At 59.5% G+C, this 19,248-nt stretch carries 12 protein-coding genes and 5 pseudogenes; 12 read left to right on the forward strand and 5 right to left on the reverse strand.

Translation table 11 applies throughout. The features are described 5' to 3' along the window. Positions 1 to 129 precede the first annotated feature (129 nt). From G3O06_RS22815 to G3O06_RS49140, 4 genes and pseudogenes are all read right to left on the reverse strand, one after another. Positions 130 to 228, reverse strand: a pseudogene (locus G3O06_RS22815) (transposase); the annotation flags it as partial. A gap of 170 nt (positions 229 to 398) precedes the next feature. Continuing rightward, a complete protein-coding gene (locus G3O06_RS22820) occupies positions 399 to 1,646 on the reverse strand; it encodes an outer membrane protein transport protein (protein ID WP_205817564.1) in 1,248 nt (415 codons plus the stop codon). 1,286 nt (positions 1,647 to 2,932) lie between these two features. Further along, positions 2,933 to 4,015 (reverse strand): helix-turn-helix domain-containing protein, encoded by a 1,083-nt coding sequence (locus G3O06_RS22825; RefSeq protein WP_205817565.1) that lies wholly within the window; start codon positions 4,013 to 4,015, stop codon positions 2,933 to 2,935. Positions 4,016 to 4,102: 87 nt separating this feature from the next. Next, positions 4,103 to 4,209, reverse strand: a pseudogene (locus G3O06_RS49140) (IS5/IS1182 family transposase); the annotation flags it as partial. Positions 4,210 to 4,498: 289 nt separating this feature from the next. On the opposite strand from G3O06_RS49140, the pseudogene G3O06_RS22830 reads away from it, so the two are divergent. The 6 genes and pseudogenes from G3O06_RS22830 to G3O06_RS22855 form a co-directional block, all read left to right on the forward strand. After that, positions 4,499 to 5,167, forward strand: a pseudogene (locus G3O06_RS22830) (site-specific integrase); the annotation flags it as partial. A gap of 183 nt (positions 5,168 to 5,350) precedes the next feature. After that, positions 5,351 to 6,577 carry an IS91 family transposase gene (locus G3O06_RS22835; protein WP_205817566.1) on the forward strand — a complete coding sequence of 409 codons (1,227 nt, stop codon included), beginning with the start codon at positions 5,351 to 5,353 and terminating at the stop codon, positions 6,575 to 6,577. Positions 6,578 to 6,929: 352 nt separating this feature from the next. Beyond that, positions 6,930 to 7,402 (forward strand): annotated as a pseudogene (locus G3O06_RS22840) (transposase); the annotation flags it as partial. 969 nt (positions 7,403 to 8,371) lie between these two features. Continuing rightward, a complete protein-coding gene (locus tag G3O06_RS22845) occupies positions 8,372 to 9,394 on the forward strand; it encodes a porin (protein ID WP_241020200.1) in 1,023 nt (340 codons plus the stop codon). Positions 9,395 to 9,527: 133 nt separating this feature from the next. Beyond that, positions 9,528 to 10,049: pseudogene (locus tag G3O06_RS22850) on the forward strand (transposase); the annotation flags it as partial. A gap of 265 nt (positions 10,050 to 10,314) precedes the next feature. Next, positions 10,315 to 10,623 carry a zinc-binding dehydrogenase gene (locus G3O06_RS22855; protein WP_205817567.1) on the forward strand — a complete coding sequence of 103 codons (309 nt, stop codon included), beginning with the start codon at positions 10,315 to 10,317 and terminating at the stop codon, positions 10,621 to 10,623. A gap of 368 nt (positions 10,624 to 10,991) precedes the next feature. Here the strand turns inward: G3O06_RS22855 and G3O06_RS22860 are convergent, their stop codons facing one another. Continuing rightward, positions 10,992 to 11,996 carry an AraC family transcriptional regulator gene (locus G3O06_RS22860; RefSeq protein WP_205817568.1) on the reverse strand — a complete coding sequence of 335 codons (1,005 nt, stop codon included), beginning with the start codon at positions 11,994 to 11,996 and terminating at the stop codon, positions 10,992 to 10,994. A gap of 982 nt (positions 11,997 to 12,978) precedes the next feature. Here G3O06_RS22860 and G3O06_RS22865 point away from each other — a divergent pair. The 6 genes from G3O06_RS22865 to G3O06_RS22890 are packed head-to-tail and all read left to right on the forward strand — an operon-like array spanning position 12,979 to position 19,161. Further along, a complete protein-coding gene (locus G3O06_RS22865; protein WP_205817569.1) occupies positions 12,979 to 13,347 on the forward strand; it encodes an acyl-CoA dehydrogenase family protein in 369 nt (122 codons plus the stop codon). A gap of 8 nt (positions 13,348 to 13,355) precedes the next feature. After that, positions 13,356 to 13,997, forward strand: a complete 642-nt coding sequence (gene can, locus G3O06_RS22870) for a carbonate dehydratase (protein WP_205817570.1) — start codon at positions 13,356 to 13,358, stop codon at positions 13,995 to 13,997. A gap of 31 nt (positions 13,998 to 14,028) precedes the next feature. Continuing rightward, a complete protein-coding gene (locus G3O06_RS22875) occupies positions 14,029 to 15,636 on the forward strand; it encodes a carboxyl transferase domain-containing protein (protein WP_205817571.1) in 1,608 nt (535 codons plus the stop codon). Between the two features lie 7 nt (positions 15,637 to 15,643). Beyond that, entirely contained in the window at positions 15,644 to 16,222 is a 579-nt protein-coding gene (locus tag G3O06_RS22880) for an enoyl-CoA hydratase-related protein (RefSeq protein WP_205817572.1), read from the forward strand. Between the two features lie 42 nt (positions 16,223 to 16,264). Beyond that, complete coding sequence (locus tag G3O06_RS22885) at positions 16,265 to 18,265, forward strand: acetyl/propionyl/methylcrotonyl-CoA carboxylase subunit alpha (RefSeq protein WP_205817573.1); 2,001 nt, start codon at positions 16,265 to 16,267, stop codon at positions 18,263 to 18,265. After that, complete coding sequence (locus tag G3O06_RS22890) at positions 18,265 to 19,161, forward strand: hydroxymethylglutaryl-CoA lyase (RefSeq protein ID WP_205817574.1); 897 nt, start codon at positions 18,265 to 18,267, stop codon at positions 19,159 to 19,161. The genes G3O06_RS22885 and G3O06_RS22890 overlap by 1 nt, the downstream gene beginning before the upstream one ends. Positions 19,162 to 19,248: the final 87 nt, after the last annotated feature.

The raw sequence follows: 19,248 nt of genomic DNA on the forward strand, positions 1-19,248 counted from the left end.
CAGATAGAGCATTCCGCTCCTTACAGCTTGCCAAGTATTTACCGTCGCGCAGAGCCATCACCGCTACCAAATCTCTCGAAAATAGCCTTATCTTACCCTGTCAACACGGCAGTCAAGCAGCGCTTACTAAGCTGCCAGCTGAGCGGCAGAAGCGAAGGCTTTGTGGGCAACTTCGGTCAGGAGTCTGGCGGCGGTCCTGACGCCAACTCCCGGCATGCTGGTCAGGAGTTGGGTTAAAAGGACTTTGCAAGAAGCCGGTTGGCTCTACCGAAGGGGGCGGGTCAATTGATCGATAAGCGACATAGAGGCGAAACAATGGACATACACTCAGTCTGTTGCTGGGCGAGCTTCGCAAACCAAACAGGCTCGTGGGCACCAGCGCCACAATATAGCGCGGCTCAGAATTGCTTGCCGAGTGAGACTCCCACTATGTCTTTGGAAAGATGCACATTCGCGTTCCCTCCTCCGAAGGCGGCTGGAATCGAATTCTCCCCCCTCAGCGCCTTCTTAAACGCATGTCCATAGAAGAAACCGAATGATGTCTTCGTATCGGCCTTCCACGTTGCGCCGAGAGTTATCTGATCTTGGACAACGCCCGGTGCGAGGATGTTCAGGAATGTTTCCGTGCTTGCCACCATTTGGCTTGAATGACTATAACCGGCGCGGAGCGTCAGATGGCTCGTCACATCGAAGCTGCTGCCGATCTTGATTACATTGACATTGCGCCAGCCAAAACCAGGGCCATCAGAAGATCCGAGCGCGTTACCTGCAAGCAGATTAGCGAGGGGACTCGCGATCGACTTCACGTTGCCGTATAGAATGCGCTGAAAGTCTGCCGCTACCGTCCATGCTGGCGTGATCTTCCAGGAGAACCCGACACCGAAGTTCTCCGGAAAGTCGAATGAACCGCCGTCGGCGAAAAGGCCCTTGTATTTGTCAAAGCGGCCGTGAATCTTCGACGCCCATGTCGCGCCGACGGTCAGTGTTGGGGTGATCGCACCGGTGTAGCCGAGGTGGACGCCCGCCCCCACCGTGGTGTCTGCGCCCTGGTCGGTCCCGCTACGAGGTGCGGCCGAGAAATTCGTGAAGGGCTGCAGCCCGCTTGCAGTGACGCGTTGAAATGCGATGTTCAGGCCTATACCGAATGCATGTCGGTCGAAAAATTTATATGCAATTGTCGGCGTGAGGAACACCTGCTGAAGGTCCACTCCCGCTGACCCCGTAGCACCGAACGCTTGATAGGGATTATGCGCGTAGCCGCTATCGGACCCATTCGTATACAGTGCAAGTCCAGCATACCAGTTCGGAAGAAACTGATAAGAAATGCCAAATTCTGGAAGCAAAAAGATCGAACGATTATTGCCGATATAATTGCCGTCGACGCCATTGTTGTTGCCGGCCACGTTGGCACCACGTTTTGGCAGGAGGATACTAACTCCACCATCGATGCGGTTTCCAACAAAGGCAATGCCTGCGGGATTGGCTGCACCGGCCAGAGCATCCAGAGGCAAGCCGATTCCAACGCCGGCCATGCCCTGGGACGTAACTCCGTAGCCGTCAGGAAAATAGCCGTTTGCGGCGCATGCAATGGATGGCCCTGCCGCGACGACGGCAATAAATATGCGTGTGGTTCCCTGTAGCTTCATGCGTTAACCCGAACATATGGTTGTGCGCGATAAGGCGCGTGAGTCAGATACCACCAAAAAACCAGTGGCTTGAATTTGTGAGCATCTCAAAGGCGTTGTTGAATTAAATATCGATCAAGTAACACTGCAGTTATTGAGAACCGGTTCTGCAGGGTAGATGCGCAGGAAACTCGTCTGCGGATGGCAATTTGATGTACGCGATGTTGGTTCTGCCAGCGGGGACTACGACGACTTCGTGTGCAAGAGTCGAGGTGGGAATTTCCGCATTGAGCCGTAGCCGTAGAGTCGTTCCAATTTGTGGCTGAGGTGGCGACCGACATCCCAGCGGCCGGCCTTGAGGATCCCGTTGGGATCGAGGTTGACCGCCACGACGGAGTTGGTCAACCAGGCTTGGTGGTCCTCCGCCGATCGCCAGCTCGCGCGGTAGACCTCGTTAAGGTAGCCTTGCACATCGATCTCGCATACCCATTCGAAGTAAAGTGCCCGCGGCGCTTCACCAAGACTGCACTCAAGTCCAGCCATCAAGGACGACTGTTCAGTTTTCGGTGGGGTCTGTATCCCGAACTGACCGAGCACAGAGTCGGGCCAATGCGCGGGGAAAATGGTCGAGTACTCATCAGATGGCGGACGGAAAGTGTCAGGGCATGACCGGCGCTGCATAGCAATACTCCTCGGCTCTATTACTGCGTTTCAGAAGCGTGCGCACAATTTCACGTCACGCGTCCGCGGTTATGGCGCGCGATCTACAGGCCATTGTAGGAACTAGCCGTGATTGAAGCTTTGCCAGGACAATCCTAAAACTTGAATGGCAGTTGCATGCCAGATGCAGGCTTATCGCGAAGGGGATCTACTTCCGTTTAGCTACTCGAAGCGGCCGGCCGAGACGAGCGTGAGCTAGCGCAGCTAGAGCGCACCGGCCAGCGCGCCGAAGCGCTCTACCAGGACTAAGTTGCGAACATCGCTGGTCGATCTCAATCGTCGCGACGCAGGTATGCTCGTCCATCGGTTGGAAATTATTATTTAGTCGGAGTACGAAAGTTATGGGCCATGGTGATCGAGCTAAGCTGGTGCGATCAGCTCATCGGAACGGTCCACCACGAGTGTGAAAAATACGAGAAATGAGGCCCATCATCGGGACAAGCTCGCCAGAATTGGCGATGCTTCATTTCGACATCCGGAAATTTCGCGCCAGCGCCACCCGAAACCGCGCGCGATCGCATATTAGCCAGCGATTCCCTAACGCCGGAGATTTGCGAGCATGGCGATACTCTCGCTGCAGGCCGCGGTCAGGATGCCAAATGGGCCGCCTTAGCCGCACGCCAATCCCTCGGGGTCACCCCCACGTGCTCACGAAAGAAGCGGCTGAAATGGGTGACGTCGCTAAAGCCCCACGAGTACGCAATATCGCTTACGCTGCGCTCCGCTTGCCGCGGATCGGCTAGGTCGCGCTGGCAGCCCTCTAGGCGCCATTGCCACATCAGCTTGGCAACAGAGAGCGGTTCGTCCCGGAACAGCCTGTTCAGATGCGCTGGCGAGATGGAAAGAGCTTGCGCGATGCTACTTACTGTCATGCCGGACTCACGCAAATGTTCGCGGAGATACGCCTTGATGCGCGCGAGGTGGTAGGTCTGCAAATTTGAGGCCTTACGCAGATTGGCTCCCGGCAGTCCGTGCATTCCCGCTGCTATGATGCTAACGAGTCCCGCCGACACATTGTCGGCCGATGATGGGTGAAGATTGTCGAGCTCGACATGCAAGGTTTCCAGCATCGTGATTAGCAGGTTCGCGGCCACGCTCTGACGTGGGACTGTGACAGCTGTGAGTTCGTCCAGGCCGCTTACCATCGTTTCGAGGCATTTGCGTGGTAGGCGCAGCACGGTGACATCGTGATGGTCACCGTCGAAATGCAGCGCATAAGGGCGGGTACAGTCATACACTGCAAAGTCGCCGACACTGAGGATGGCCTGGCGGTCATCTTGGCAGACGACGCTATGCCCCGTGCGCTGCACATGAGCGAGATAATAGTCCTCCGTTTCTTTGCGAATGCAGGCGGGGGTCCTCAATACATGCTTAGCGTTCGAGGAGAGGCGAGTGAATCTCAATGGGCCGAGGGCGCTGAATTCGACGTCCCCAAAAAAGGGGATTTCCTCCGAAGATGCACTATCGAGATGCACGTAGGTCGTGCAGATCATGTCCAACCAGTACTCGAAGCGCTGACTAGCGGGCACTGCTGCGGTGGAAAGCCGTTGTCGAGTGCTTCCCCCGGCGCTTGAACCCAGTAAAGAATCTCGCGATGCATCGTGTTGTCTCATGTGCGACTCTTGGCTAAAGCATTCCAGATGCGAAGGGATATGCAATTTCCATGCCATGGCGGCTCTCGGAGCCCCGGAAGAATCCATTTGCGAAGCTAGGGGGCCGCTCACTTTCTCGCGAGCGGTCCAAAGGCACCGGCAAGGGAAGGGGAGATAGTTCCCTGCAAGTTCGTCATAGCGGTGGCGACACGACGAAAATGTTTGATACGACTGAAAAGGCGTTCGGCGATGTTCCGGGTCTGATACAGCACGCGACCGTAGAGACGCTTGATCTTCCGGCTCAAGTGCGACCGAATCACCGCCTCCGCACGCGCAGAGGTGACAAGGTAAGCGCTTGTACTAAACCGCTGACGCGGTATTTGGAGGGAAGCAGAGGTCCGTGGCTGACGTTCCATGAGGACGGTTCTCTGGCGCCGGGAGCCACTGCGAGGTGGTGAGGAGGCCACCCGGAGCAGTATGTGGATGCCCGACCGGGTATTCCACCCGCTGTTTCCAGGAGGCTCGCCATGACGCCACTGCGCCAACGCATGCATGCATGACATGCAGATCCGCAACCTCGCCGAGAACACCCAGAAGTCCTATCTGCTGCAGGTTTCGAGTTTCGCCCGGCACTTCGGCCGCTCGCCCGAACTGCTGGGCCCCGAGGAGATCCGGGCCTGGCTCGTCTATCTTCGCGAAGGACGCAAGCTCGCGCCCAGCAGCCTTTGTCCAGCCATCGGCGCACTGCGCTTCCTCTACCGCATCACGCTCAGGCGACCCTGGAGCGACGAGGACTTCCCGTTGCCGAAGAAGCCGGTCCGACTGCCGGTCGTCCTCAGCCTGGAAGAGATCACCACCTTCTTCGAGTCGATCGCCAGCCTTAAGCAGCGCACCATCCTGATGACCGCGTACGCGGCCGGTCTGCGTGTGTCGGAGGCCGTGCACCTGAAGGTCACCGATATCGACAGCCAGCGCATGGTCATCCGTGTGAACCAGGGCAAGAATCGCAAGGACCGCTACGTGATGCTCTCACCGCGACTGCTCGAGATTCTGAGACTCTACTGGCACGAGGCCCATCCCAGGGAGTGGCTGTTCCCGGGTGATATCCCGGGGCACCCCATCAGCCGGTCGGCAGTTGGGTTGGCATGTCGGATCGCGCGCCAGCGCAGCGGTATCCAGAAACCGATCACGCCACACTCGCTGCGCCACGCCTTCGCCACTCACCTGCTCGAGGCCGGCACCGACGTGCGCAGGATCCAGTTGCTGATGGGGCATCGCAGTCGCCACCACCTCGCGGTACCTGAAAGTGGCGACCAGCACGGTATGCGCCACCGTCAGTCCCTTCGACTTGCTGCCGCACCCCGAACCCATCGCGCCGGAGCCCACACCGCCCGCATACTTCTGAACGCGGCGATGCGCCCGGCGCTCGAAGTGGCGGACATCTTCCGCCGCTGCGGCCCGAAGTATCGGCAAACCCATGCCGAGGGGCTCACTCGTGTCCAGCGGCGCGTGATGAGCGCCATTGAGCTGTGTCGTACCTCTGCGCTCGGCGCCCATCTCGAGCAGTGCGACGCATGTGGGCATCAGCGCATTGCCTACGACTCGTGTCGCAATCGCCATTGCCCGAAGTGCCAGTCGCTCGCTCGTGCACACTGGCTCGAGCGCCGGCAGGCCGAACTCCTTCCCGACGTCGAGTACTTCCACGTGGTCTTCACGCTTCCCGAGCCCATTGCCGCGCTCGCGTACCAGAACAAGAAGACCCTCTACGATCTGCTGTTTCGCACGAGCGCGGAGACGCTGCGCACGATCGCCGCCGACCCGAAACACCTGGGCGCGGAGATCGGCTTCCTCTCGGTCCTGCACACGTGGGGGCAGAATCTGCTGCACCATCCGCACGTGCATTGCGTCGTACCGGGCGGTGGCATCGCCCCGGATGGTGAGCGCTGGATCGCTTGCCGGCCGGGCTTCTTCCTGCCGGTGCGGGTGCTCTCGCGCCTGTTTCGCCGCCTGTTCCTCGAGCAGCTGCGCCGCGCGTTCGACGCCGGCGCACTGCGCTTCCATGGCCAGCTCGAGCCGTTGCGTGATGCCCGCGCATTCGCCGCCTGGCTCGCGCCTGCCGCTCTCACGGAGTGGGTCGTCTACGCGAAGCCACCGTTTGGCTGCGCCGCACAGGTGCGCGATTGCCTGGGCCGCTACACGCATCGCGTCGCCATCTCCAATAACCGGCTGCTGCGCTTCGATGGCGATTCCGTGCTGTTCCGGTGGAAGGACTACCGGCACGAAGCCCGCCACAGGACCATGACGCTCACGGTCGACGAGTTCATCCGCCGCTTCCTCCTGCACGTGCTGCCCGACGGCTTCAAGCGCATCCGCAGCTACGGTTGGCTCGCCAACCGTCACCGGGCAGCGCGACTGGCCACCTGCCGGCAGCTGCTCGGCGTCGAGCCGCCCGCCGCTGCATCACCGGTCGCGGGCGAGGACTACCGTGACCGTTACCTCCGGCTCACAGGCAGGTCACTGCGCGACTGCCCCGTGTGCGGCAAGGGCCACATGGTCCGCATCGACAGCCCGCTGCATGACGACAGGCCGGGCATCCTGCCGCGGCCGCCACCTACACCTGAACCCCACCATGGACACTGACCGGCATCACACACCCCAAGCACGTTGGTCCCCCTCCATGCGGCCAACGCGAACCGATTCGTGCCCTGGCGTCTTTGCACCATCGCAATACCGCACAAGTGCGCATTGCCTGCCCGTTGACCAGCGTACTGCTGATGTCTTCGCGCGACCGGCTCCCTCGGATCGCCCGGTTCTGTCATGCAATGGCCAAGCGCCGAATCTCGCGACTCATCGCGGCGTGCATTCAATGCCCATAAAAGCGAGCACCTGCGGAGCGGTTTAGCACAAACGTTTTTTTAGTCACCGATCGCGGACCGGTCTCGGTCGGCCTGTTCATGCGTCCGTGGCCGCGATCGCCAACCAAAAAAACCTCTGCCTTACGGCGTGTGATAGACCGATGAAGCCGCTCGGTGAAGACATTTCCGAGCAACTCAAAGACGTCCCGGCCAGCTTCTGTGTGATCCGCCATGTGCACCCGAAACTGGTATGCACATCCTCAGACCGCATCGCACAAGCGGCCTTACCGAGTCGTCCCATCGAGCTTGGTCTGGTCGGCCCGCGCTTGTGGTCCCATGTACTGGCCGCGAAGTTCGCGGATCACGGACCGATCTACCGCCATTCGACAATTTACACGCGCGAAGTCGTTGAGTGGGATTGCTCACTGCTGGCGAAAGGGGGTAGGCACGCAGCAAACTCGCTGCAACCGCTAGTCGATGCCCTTCGCCGGCACGTCACTGCGGTTACGAAACTGCATGCCGACGATACCCGGTGCCGGTGCTTTTGCCGGGCAAGGGCAAGACGAAAACCGGACGGCTTTGGGTCTATGTGCGCTACGACCGGAAGTCGGGCGACGGAATCGATTCCTTAGTTCCGCATCGCTGGGCGCTGGCCACAACTTGATTGGCGGCAACTCACGATCTTGGGTGTCATAGGGGAAGTCCGGATCGGTGATTGTTGCGTGTAGGACAAACTCTATAATCCTATCCAAATACACTTAAAGTAAGAGAAAACAAGCGCGGATGGCGAATCTGATTGGTGTTGCAAACCGCGATGGTAGGTACATTTAGATGATTTGGTGGGTACGCTAATTTTTTGTTATGGTTATTTTAATGGGGAGAGGTCGCATCATTGATCAAGTTAATATTTTATCCATTTGCAGATCTGTATTTTAAGTTTCCAGTGCTTGCAATGCGCGCTGCGCGAGGGGGCGGCATCTCGATTTCCTGCGTCTATAAGCAAAATTCAACCTAGCAAGTTAATGCGTGCCACGGTATTCCGAAGGTTGGCTGCATCGTCAATCCGCTTAACTGATGCTGTCAGGCCAGGAGGATTCGCTTGCTATCTCAAATTGAAAAATGTCGGTTGTTTTTGGGGTGCCTGATCGGCCATGTGAAATTACGGTTCTACTCGGTCACTTCGGCTGATGAAGGCGGCGAGTCGGCGATCAATGGTTCATTAACAACTGGCCGGTGACTTGAACTGTGCCAGAGGTCACGAAATGGCATTCGACAGATACAGGTTTTTACACCCGGGAAACTTCGCTTACATGGATGGCGAGGGTTTCATCTTTTTTGTCGGACGCCTGGTGGACAGGATTATTGGGCGGGCATTGCTGTCCAGCCGTCCGGCAGGTTATTTCATCTACCGGTGAAGCCCTGGTGAAAGTGGAAGTGTGTAAATCGAAGGCATTATGTGCCTGATTTGGTCGAGAAAAGTAAATTATCAAAATCACGCTTAATTTGGAGACAAATGAAGATGGCCGGTAAATTGAAAAACTGCGCATTCACGTTGGGGATTGCCACACTTGGAGGCGCGATGTCGCAGGCTCACGCGCAGAACAACGTAACGCTCTACGGGATTGTCGACAGCGGTATCCTGTACACGAGCAAGACGCTCAACGTCGCGACCGGCGAAAACGCTGGCCATCAGTTCTCGCTGATTAGCGGCGGGATGACGCCGTCGCTGTTCGGGTTGAAAGGTGCCGAAGACTTGGGCGGGGGCGCGAAGGCAATCTTTGCGCTGGAGAGCGGTATAGACATAACAAAGGGGAGTTTCTCTGTTTCGAATGGAAATATGTTTGGCCGCCAAGCTTGGGTTGGGATTCAAAGCGACCTCGGTACGGTCAAGGCTGGTGTGCAATTTTCACCGTTCGCGCTTTCGCTGATTTCGACCGATGCCCGTTCCGCGTCGTATTTTGGCAGCGGCGTCCCGATTTATCTCGATAATGTTCTCATCACGGGCGTTTTCACAGCGAACGCTGTGTCGTATACTAGTCCGACAATCGCAGGCTTCCAGGGGAGTGCGATGCTCGCACTTGGCGGCATCGCTGGCAATTTCCAAGCGGGCCGCCAGTATTCGGCGGGCTTGAACTACACGAATGGCTCCCTCTTCATTAGCGCAGCAATGTTCAGTGGGAATGCGGGCGGCACAGCTGCGACCACACCCGTGCCGAGCACCGTCGCATTCTCAGGGCGAACGGTTGGCGCGAGCTACGGGTTCAGCGACCTGACCGTCAAGGCTTCGTTCACCAATTACAAGGTTGCCGGTGCGTTTGACAGCCGCGTGTACAGCGGCGGCGTGAACTACCGATTTACGCCTGCTATCAACGCTGACGCTGGCATCTGGTACACGAGCGATGGCAACGATACGCGGAACCATTCGATTCTTGCCGCGGCAGGGGTGACATACAGTCTGTCCAAGGCTACCTTGCTTTATGGCCAGTTTGGCTTCGTCAACAACCATGGAACGATGAACACCGGCCTGTCAGCCAACGGCGCGCTCTACGGTGGGGCGGGATCGACGTTCGGCACGGCGGTAGGCATTCGCCACCTTTTCTAGTGCGTAAGTTGGTCGGCCCTGAACAATCCTGGAAGGCTTATGCAGAAAGGCTGCGAGGCTGAAACGAGGTTCTGGGATTTGCAAGGTGCAGGCATATTGGCGCGAGAATCCTGCAAATCCTGACGAGGTGAGGATGGGTCCAAAGACGCCGGTGCCAGAGGGAGATTTCTTCCGCCAACCGCTGCGCGAGCAGATCAATTTGAAGCATCCGTTGATTCGCCTGGCCGATCTAATCGACTGGGAACGGTTGAGCACGGCGATGAGCGTGAGTTTTGTGTCGCAGCGGGGCCGACCGGCAACGTCGCCGCGTTTGATCGCAGGACTGCTGTACTTGCAGCACGCGTTCGACCTGTCGGACGAGGACGTCGTCTGGCAGTGGCTCGAGAACCCATATTGGCAGGTGTTCACGGGCGAGACGTACTTGCAGACGAAGCCTCCGATCGATCCGTCGAGCTTGACGCACTGGCGCAAGCGGCTGGGCGAAGCCGGCGTCGAAGAGCTGCTGGCCGAGACGATCGAAGCGGCCAAACGGGCCCAAGTCATCAAGAGCTCTAGCCTGAAGCGGGTGATCGTCGACACGACAGTGATGGAGAAGGCGATCGCCCATCCGACCGATTCGCGTCTGCTTGAGCGCTGCCGGGAGCATCTGGTGAAGACTTCAAAACCGCTACGCTGTCGCCGGGGTGAGCCAATCTGCACGACAAAACGAATTGTTCAGGGCCGACTAAGTTAGATGGCGGTTGAGATGATTATTTTCCGTGGCGACACCTGACAATTTACTAAATATAACAAAGTAAAATATGCGCGTTGTCTACGGTGTAGATCATGTTGTTGAGGGCGATAAGGCGCGTGGTACAGGGAAAAGCGGAAGAGGGTGCAACCGCGAAGCGAGGATAAGCCGACCGCATGCTGAGGAAAACATGGAAATCAAGGCTGCGGTCGCCAATGAGAAGTCAGGAGTCGACGTCGCCTTGAAGCTTGGCGCAACGCGCGCGATCAATGCGAAAGCCGGTAGCCCCGTCGACCATGTGAAGTCGTTAACTTGCGGCCGTGGCGTTGACTATTCACTGGAAACTACCGCAATCCCCCGCGCTCTCCGTCAGGCCGTCGAATGTCTTCACGCGCGGGCGGATTCAACCGGTCGATGCAACAGCTTGATGGAATCGTTCAGCTGCATGTCTTCACTTTTGAAGTGTGATCATGGCTATAGCCCGATGAGTGCGGTCTGACTAAATCTCGCGAGGGACTCCGACGAACTGGAGAGTAAGGAACACTGCGCCGGGTGATTCGCTATATTACCAAGGACGTCGGTTATTAACATCGTTACGACTCGATGGCCTTTGCCCCTCATGCAATGCAGGACAAAGTTAGTTGCTGACACCTGTAGTCGCCGGTGGACCAATATTTGATGCTAACCCATTTACCGAAACGTCTGTTTCATGGCGCCCAGGTGCGTGGGGCGCCACTACGCCACCTTGAATTTCTAACACGAGACGACTGTCAGTTGTGAGCTTTGCGATCATAGCCTCGGGTCGCGTTCAAACTGGTCGGCGCAGGATACCGTGGAGCCTAGATTGCAAAGTCGTCACGGAAGGAGTCACACACTTGCTTTGCCGTGTCGAGGCCTGAACCTCAGCCGATACGCGTTTGGCGATTCACCGGTCCAGTGCCGGAATGCGCGGGCGAACGTCTTTTCGCTCGAGAAACCGATAGACAGTGCAATTTGCTTGATTGCGTGAGAGGTCCGGCACAGCTGCTCGATGGCCCGCTCATATCGCACCGAATCCTTCAGCGCTTGCAGTGACGTCCCCTCTTCTTCTAGTTGACGATGAAGGGTGCGTACGGAGACGTTCAAGGCGTTGGCCAGCGCGGCAGCAGTGTGTTGCTCGCCCGGACGGGCCGTCATCAGCGAACGTGCGCGGCTGGTCAGCAGGCGATCGCGACGGTACTGCAGCACGGTCAGCGTCAGTGCGTGCTGCAGCATCGTACGGAGCGCCCGTTCGTCTCGACGGGGCGCCAGCGCAAGGTACTGGGCCGCGAAGCGCATATATGCTCGGTCCTGTGCGAAGTGCACCGGGCCCGGGAAGAGCAGCGAATGAACGTTACCATGCGGTGGCCGCTGAAACGGGAAGCCCGTTTCGATCAGTGGAATGCGGGAGTCGATAAGCCAGCACGCGTACCCATGCACGTTACGCAAGCTGGTCACAAGACAGAACTCGCGCAGCGCACCAAGACGGCGTTTTTCTTCTATCTCCAGCGTAGCGATGTCATCCGCGATCGTCAGTTTCATGAGGATGTCGTCGGTCAGTAACCGATGGTGCCGGCACCAACGTTTTAGGGCGACGTTGAGGTTCGGTGACGTCAGCGATGCTCGGCCCAGAAGCCCATAGCTGCCCCATGGCAGCCTGCGTGAGAACCAGCCGAGCGCCTCGTCGTCGAGTTGCTGCATCGCGACACGGCACAGCGCTTCGAATTGCGATGCGGTGACGCAGGCATTGGGTTTTTCTAACAGCGGGGGCGCAATTTGCGCCGCGCGTAGCGCATCGGACGGATCGACACCATATTTCTTGTAGCCAAGAAGCACCGCATTGACAAAGGCCATCGGAGTCGCGGCGCGATCGATCCGCGGGGAGCGTCGGGAAGGGGCGGCTGGCATGGCGAGGCGTGTCTTGCGCGGATTGGCACATTAGGCTACCACAACACCATCAGGGATGTGCCTGGCGATGACATTCAATATTTCTTGAAATTTTGAAACGCGCGCGAAGTGATTGTATCGATCTGGCCCCGCGGTACTTGTGACGTCGGACGGGATCGGCATGCAATGGGCGGTCGGAGCTCGCTACCCGGTGCCTCGGTGCAGGCGATCATCTGGTGAATGTGCTACGACTTAAATGGCGATGGATGCAACATCGAACCGGGCGATCGCGAAGCTTGATCGGTTCAGCAAGGACAGAACCGATGTCGGGAGTGTGTGGAAGCACTGGCGTAATCGGCGCCTCGCTGCGCGCGTGACTAATCAGCGTTGAGTCGGGCATGCTCGCAAACTCTTTCATTAGACAAGGCTATCAGCGATTGCGTTTCGCCACGATCCACGGACGATGTTCGGCGGAAGTAAGCGGAGGGTGAAAAGCGACAGGAATTCAATAGGCATGGTTTGCAACCATCGCGGCAACATATGTGCCGCACAGTCACCTATGCTGACGCCTTGGGTCACTCGAATTGAAAGTGACATTCAGGAGACAAGCCATGAACCAATTACGCGATTCGCCGGCGGGCATCAAGCCACGAGACGAGCTAGCATCCAGGAATACATCACTTTCTGGTCGACTATTTGCGCGAGTACTTCGGAGTCTCGGTGTCGAGGGGTACGCATGTCGAAATGCCCGCCCCGGGAAAGTGGCCGACGACTCGTATTGGTGGGAGCCGTGCGGAATGAAGAAAAAGGGCGAACTTGCGTTTCGTCGTGTCGGCAATCCAACCTGCTGAAGGTAGCCCCTAAGCACTTGTTTCGCTCAGGCGTGCTGGCTTCGCACCTGACGTCCGCGCGCATGCCGTGCCTCAATTTTCAGAAATAGGAAACTCTCATGGTTCATCGCGACAATCTGTTTCTGGCCGGCCTCCGGAAGCAATTAGTCAACCGGGGGATGCACAGCATGTCGGTCGGCGACGAGTACTGCAGTTGCGATCTCCGTTACCTCGGGCCCCTGGCAGTGGTCGCGGATGTGTCGCGGGCATCCGCGTGCGGCACACACTCGGCCTTTTGTGGCAATCAGTTGCATCGCAATGGCAGACCGGCGGAGAAGCAAAAGTACCTATCGAAGCAGGTGGTACACCTGGGCGAGATGGTGGTGCGCAAGCTCACCGCGGGATCCGTGGTCGGCATGGAGTTGAGCACAGACAAGCTCGGCTACCGCTATTTGATCGGGAGCGAGCCGTATGCCGAGACCATGTGAGGCACGCGATGTGCACGCTCGATACGTTGTTCGCGAAAAACCGCGCGTGGGCGAACCAGCGCGTGGCCGAAGACGTCGATTTCTTTACCCGGCTCGCGCGTCAGCAATCGCCGCGCTACCTATGGATCGGGTGTTCCGACAGTCGAATGCCGGCCAACGAGATCGTCGGACTTGCGCCAGGCGAGGTGTTTGTGCATCGGAACATCGCTAACCTAGTCGTGCATTCGCACCTGAACTGCCTGTCGGTGCTGCAATACGCGGTCGAAACGTTGAAGGTCGAGCACATCATGGTCGTCGGCCATTACGGCTGCGGCGGCGTGCAGGCGGTCGCCGAGCGCCGCTCAACTGGACTCGCCGATAACTGGTTGCGCCACATCGAGGACATCGCGAACAAGCACGACGTGCGGCTCGAGGGGCACGGCGACGAGGACCGTGGACGGCGGCTGGTCGAACTTAACGTGGTGGAGCAGGTTGCGAACGTTTGCCGCACGACGATCCTGCGGCGTGCGTGGTACCGCGGTCAGCGCGTCGAAGTGCACGGGCTGGTCTACGGCCTCGCCGACGGACTGCTACGACGGGTCGGGGTAAGCGTTAGCGGCGGGCAGCCGTGGGACGAGCGCTATTACGCCTCTCTACAGACGCTGAGTTGAAACTTCTATCGAAGGACCCAAGGAGCGAGACATGCAGGTTCTGAATACACAGGTCAACCCGCGATCGACCGAGTTCCGGGCCAATGCCGAAGCGATGCGCACATTGGTCGCGGATCTCCGAGCAAAGGTATCTGATGCGGAGCTGGGCGGTGGCTCTGCTGCCCGCGACAAGCACATCGCGAGAGGTAAGCTGCTGCCGCGCGATCGCGTCGCACAGCTGCTCGATCCGGGCACCCCATTCCTCGAGATCGGCCAACTCGCGGCGCACGCTATGTACGACGGTGATGCGCCGAGCGCCGGCGTGATCGCGGGCATCGGCCGCGTGCAGGGCGTCGATTGCGTGATCATTGCGAACGACGCAACGGTGAAGGGTGGCACCTACTATCCGATGACGGTCAAGAAGCATCTGCGGGCGCAGGAAATCGCGCAGCAGAACCATCTGCCGTGCATCTACCTCGTCGACTCGGGCGGCGCGTTCCTGCCGAAACAGGACGAAGTATTTCCGGACCGTGACCACTTCGGGCGGATCTTCTACAACCAGGCGAATCTGAGCGCGATGGGCATACCGCAGATCGCGGTAGTGATGGGCTCGTGTACCGCGGGCGGCGCGTACGTGCCGGCGATGAGCGACGAGACGGTGATCGTGCGCAACCAAGGCACGATCTTTCTCGGCGGCCCGCCGCTCGTGAAGGCGGCGACGGGTGAAATCGTTAGCGCCGAGGATCTTGGCGGTGGCGACGTGCATGCGCGCGCTTCCGGCGTGGCCGACCATCTGGCCGAGAACGACGCGCACGCGCTGTTCATCGCGCGCCGCATCGTCGCGAACTTCAACCGCAGCAAACCCTCGACGGTTGCGCTCGAAGCTAGCGAGGAGCCGTTATACGATCCAGAAGACATCTACGGCATCGTTCCGCAGGACACGCGCAAACCTTACGACGTGCGCGAGATCATCGCACGCGTCGTCGACGGCTCCCGTTTCGACGAGTTCAAGGCGCGCTACGGCACAACGCTGGTCACCGGCTTTGCGCGGCTTTACGGGATGCCGGTCGGGATCGTCGCGAACAATGGGATCCTGTTCGGCGAATCGGCGATCAAGGGCGCGCATTTCATCGAGCTCTGCTCGCAGCGCGGCATACCGCTCATGTTCCTGCAGAACATTACTGGCTTCATGGTCGGCCGCAAGTACGAGAACGAGGGCATCGCGAAGCACGGTGCGAAGATGGTGACAGCGGTCGCGACCACGCAGGTGCCGAAGATCACGATGCTGATCGGAGGCAGCTTCGGCGCGGGCAACTATGGGATGTGCGGGCGCGCGTACTCGCCGCGTTTTCTGTGGATGTGGCCGAACGCACGGATCAGCGTGATGGGCGGCGAGCAGGCCGCTGGCGTGCTCGCGACGGTGCGGCGGGAAGGCATCGAGGCGAAGGGTGCGCAGTGGAGTGCGGACGGCGAGGAAGCGTTCAAGGCGCCGATCCGCGCGCAATACGAAACGCAGGGCCACCCGTACTATGCGACCGCGCGGCTGTGGGACGACGGCGTGATCGACCCTGCGCAAGCCCGCCGCGTGTTGGGCCTCTCACTTTCAACGACACTGAATGCCCCGATTTTGCCGACAAAATTCGGCATCTTCCGGATGTGAAGCCGCAATGAGCTACGAGACTTTGAGGATTGAGCACTGCGGCGCTAGTGCGTGGTTATGGATGAGCCGCCCCGATCTCCATAACGCGCTCAACGAGACGCTGATCGCCGAACTGACCGATGCGTTCGTCGCGTTGGACCGCGACCCGGCGGTCAGCGTGATCGTGATAGCTGGCGTTGGTGAGAGTTTTTCAGTCGGTGTGGATCTCAATTGGGTGAAGCGCCAGGATGCCGCACCGCCGGAGGCGAACCTGTTAGATGCGCGTAAGCTCGCAACGCTGTTCAGCGCGGTCTCGATGTGCTCGACGCCGACTCTGGCTCGCGTGCAGGGCGCGACACTCGGTGTAGGCATCGGGCTGGCGTTGGCGTGCGATATCTGTATCGCGTCGACGAACGCGCAGTTCGAACGCATCGGCGCCGAGCGCGCGAGAGAGATCGGGCTGATACACGAAGTTACGGAGCCGGACGCGCTGGACGCGAAAGTTTGGGAAGTTATTGACGGGCTGTTCCGCATTGCTATGCAGTGCGCGACGCCTGAGGGCAGCGAGTGGTCGAGGACATTTCTCGATAAGGGTCAAGCATCGTGAGTGCTCGCGAATGCGGCTGACAACGCCTGAAGGAGACGATACATGTTCAACAAGATTCTGATTGCTAACCGTGGCGAGATCGCGTGCCGCGTGATCGAGACCGCACGCAGCATGGGCATCGCCACGGTGGCGGTGTACTCGGAGGCAGATGCGAACGCGCGGCACGTACGCATGGCCGATGAAGCCGTGTTGATCGGGCCGCCAGCGGCCGGGGAGTCCTATCTTGTCGTCGACCGCATCTTGGCTGCCGCGAAGCAAACCAGCGCCGAAGCCATCCATCCCGGCTATGGCTTTTTGTCGGAAAACGAGGATTTTGCCGAGGCCTGCGAGCGTGAAGGCATCGTCTTCATCGGACCGCCAGCGTCGGCTATACGCGCGATGGGATTGAAGGCGGCGTCAAAGGCGCTGATGGAGAAGGCCAACGTGCCGCTGACCCCCGGCTACCACGGTGACAATCAGGATCCGGCTTTTCTTGCCGAGCAGGCCGAGACGATCGGCTACCCGGTGCTGATAAAAGCCAGTGCGGGTGGTGGCGGCAAGGGGATGCGGCGCGTCGACGCTGCGGCCGATTTCGAGGTGGCGCTGGCGTCATGCAAGCGCGAGGCGCGCAGCGCGTTCGGTGACGATGACGTGCTCGTCGAAAAGTACATTCTACAGCCGCGCCATATCGAGATTCAGGTCTTCGGCGACACACACGGCAACTGCGTCTACTTGTTCGAGCGAGACTGCTCAGTACAGCGCCGTCACCAAAAAGTGCTTGAAGAGGCGCCCGCGCCTGGCATGACACCTGAGCGACGCGCAGCGATGGGCAGGGCTGCAGTCGATGCGGCGAAGGCGGTCGGTTATGTCGGTGCTGGGACGGTTGAGTTCATCGCGACGCAGGACGGTAATTTCTACTTCATGGAGATGAATACGCGGCTGCAGGTTGAGCATCCGGTGACCGAGATGATCACCGGGCTCGATCTCGTCGAATGGCAGTTGCGGGTGGCGAGTGGAGAGCCGCTCCCGCTTAGCCAGGAGCAATTGGAGATCACTGGACATGCAATGGAGGCCCGAATCTATGCGGAAGATCCGGATCGCGGCTTCCTGCCTTCCACAGGTCGGCTGGTGTATTTGTCGCCGCCGCCGGAGACTGATTTCGTGCGCGTGGACACTGGCGTCGAGCAGGGTGACGAGATATCGCCACACTACGACCCAATGATCGCGAAGTTGATCGTCCGCGGTGAGGATAGGCGGCAGGCACTCGACCGGATGCGGCAAGCGCTCGCGCAGTACCGAATCGTCGGTGTGTCGAACAACGTCGACTTCCTTGCGCGGCTTGTTGCAGTGCCGTCGTTCGCGAATGCGCAGCTTGACACCGGCCTGATCGAGCGCGAGCAGACGTTGCTGTTCCCGTCGGCCGCCGACGTGCCGACGGAGGTCTGGTTGCTCGCCGCAATCGCCGAGCTGCTGCGTGAGCAGCATCTGGTAGAGAAGACGGCCATGCGATCGGCCGATCCGGATTCGCCGTGGCGCACACTCGACGGCTGGCGCCTGAACGGTCGCGCCGGGCGCCGATTGGTCTTCCGTGCCGGCGAAACGATGCAGGAAGTTGGCATCGAGATCGTGTCCGGCGGCTATCGGTTGACGGTCGGTGCACAGCCGATTGTCGTGCGAGGTGCACTCGGCCCTGACAGCGAATTGCAGGCGCAGCTTGGCGAGCGCAGGGTGCGCGCAACGGTCGTCGTCAGCAGCGAACGTCGACACGTGTTTTTCGAAGGGCGTGCGTGGCCGCTGGCGGTCGTCGATACGCTGCACGTCGGCGGCGCTGGGGAGGAAGTCGCAGGCGGACTGCGCGCGCCGATGCCGGGCAAGGTCATCGCGCTGTCAGTCGAACCCGGCACGCACGTGGAGAAGGGCGCTCCGCTGCTCGTGCTCGAAGCGATGAAGATGGAACACACGATCCATGCACCGCGCAAGGGCATCGTCAATGCATTCCGGTTTGCACCCGGCGATCAGGTCGCCGACGGAGCCGAGCTGCTGGACTTCGAGGGGAGTGAGTGATGGAACAGGTACGCATCGTCGAAGTCGGGCCGCGCGACGGACTGCAGAACGAGAAACAGAACGTTCCGACCGCGATCAAGCTGGAACTGATTAAACGTCTGGCCGTGGCGGGGTTGCGGGATATCGAGATCACGTCGTTCGTATCGCCGAAGTGGGTTCCGCAAATGGCGGATCAGGACGAGGTTATGCGGGGGCTGCGCCGTCGAGCGGACGTGAACTATACGGTGCTGGCGCCGAACCTGAAGGGGTTCGAGGCAGCGGTGGCGAAGGGGGCGACCGAGGTCGCCGTGTTCGCAGCAGCGTCGGAAGGGTTCTCGCAGAAGAACATCAATTGCTCAATCGACGAATCGATCGATCGTTTCGCTCCCGTGCTAGATACGGCCAAGCGTCAGGGAATCAAGGTTCGGGGCTACGTGTCATGCGTGGTGGGCTGTCCGTACGACGGTGCGATCACGCCGCAGCAGGTTGCGCACGTGGCCTCGCGCCTTGACGAGCTCGGCTGCTACGAGGTGTCGCTCGGTGACACAATCGGCGTCGGCACGCCACGCTCGGTGCTGACCATGCTCGAAGCGGTCGCAACAAGGGTGCCAATCGACCGGTTGGCGGGGCATTACCACGATACCTACGGAATGGCGGTGGCTAACGTTCACGCGTCGTATGACTTCGGCCTTCGGGTGTTCGACAGCTCGGTTGCCGGGTTGGGAGGCTGCCCATACGCGAAGGGTGCGACCGGCAACGTCGCGACCGAAGACGTTGTGTATCTGCTGCACGGACTGGGCGTTAGCACTGGCGTCGATCTGGATGCACTGGTGGATTGCGGCGCATGGATCTCAGCTCAGCTCGGCCGCGACAACGGGTCGCGAGTGGGGCGAGCCAGCCTCGCCAAGCGTGCGTAAATCGAACTGCTGTTCAATCCCGTCGTTCGTGCCTGACGGTTGAGCATCGGTCTGGTTGGCCGAGCGCCTAGGAGTCACGCTGAACGT

The organism is Burkholderia sp. Ac-20345 (genome assembly GCF_017104825.1).
GTDB classification, from domain to species: Bacteria; Pseudomonadota; Gammaproteobacteria; order Burkholderiales; family Burkholderiaceae; genus Burkholderia; species Burkholderia lata_B.

Coding starts and splice junctions, on each gene's coding strand:
- G3O06_RS22820 (WP_205817564.1), bottom strand. CDS start 1,646: ATGAAGCTACAGGGAACCACACGCATATTTATTGCCGTCGTCGCGGCA.
- G3O06_RS22825 (WP_205817565.1), bottom strand. CDS start 4,015: ATGGCATGGAAATTGCATATCCCTTCGCATCTGGAATGCTTTAGCCAA.
- G3O06_RS22835 (WP_205817566.1), top strand. CDS start 5,351: ATGCGCCCGGCGCTCGAAGTGGCGGACATCTTCCGCCGCTGCGGCCCG.
- G3O06_RS22845 (WP_241020200.1), top strand. CDS start 8,372: ATGTCGCAGGCTCACGCGCAGAACAACGTAACGCTCTACGGGATTGTC.
- G3O06_RS22855 (WP_205817567.1), top strand. CDS start 10,315: ATGGAAATCAAGGCTGCGGTCGCCAATGAGAAGTCAGGAGTCGACGTC.
- G3O06_RS22860 (WP_205817568.1), bottom strand. CDS start 11,996: ATGGCCTTTGTCAATGCGGTGCTTCTTGGCTACAAGAAATATGGTGTC.
- G3O06_RS22865 (WP_205817569.1), top strand. CDS start 12,979: ATGGTTCATCGCGACAATCTGTTTCTGGCCGGCCTCCGGAAGCAATTA.
- can (WP_205817570.1), top strand. CDS start 13,356: ATGTGCACGCTCGATACGTTGTTCGCGAAAAACCGCGCGTGGGCGAAC.
- G3O06_RS22875 (WP_205817571.1), top strand. CDS start 14,029: ATGCAGGTTCTGAATACACAGGTCAACCCGCGATCGACCGAGTTCCGG.
- G3O06_RS22880 (WP_205817572.1), top strand. CDS start 15,644: ATGAGCTACGAGACTTTGAGGATTGAGCACTGCGGCGCTAGTGCGTGG.
- G3O06_RS22885 (WP_205817573.1), top strand. CDS start 16,265: ATGTTCAACAAGATTCTGATTGCTAACCGTGGCGAGATCGCGTGCCGC.
- G3O06_RS22890 (WP_205817574.1), top strand. CDS start 18,265: ATGGAACAGGTACGCATCGTCGAAGTCGGGCCGCGCGACGGACTGCAG.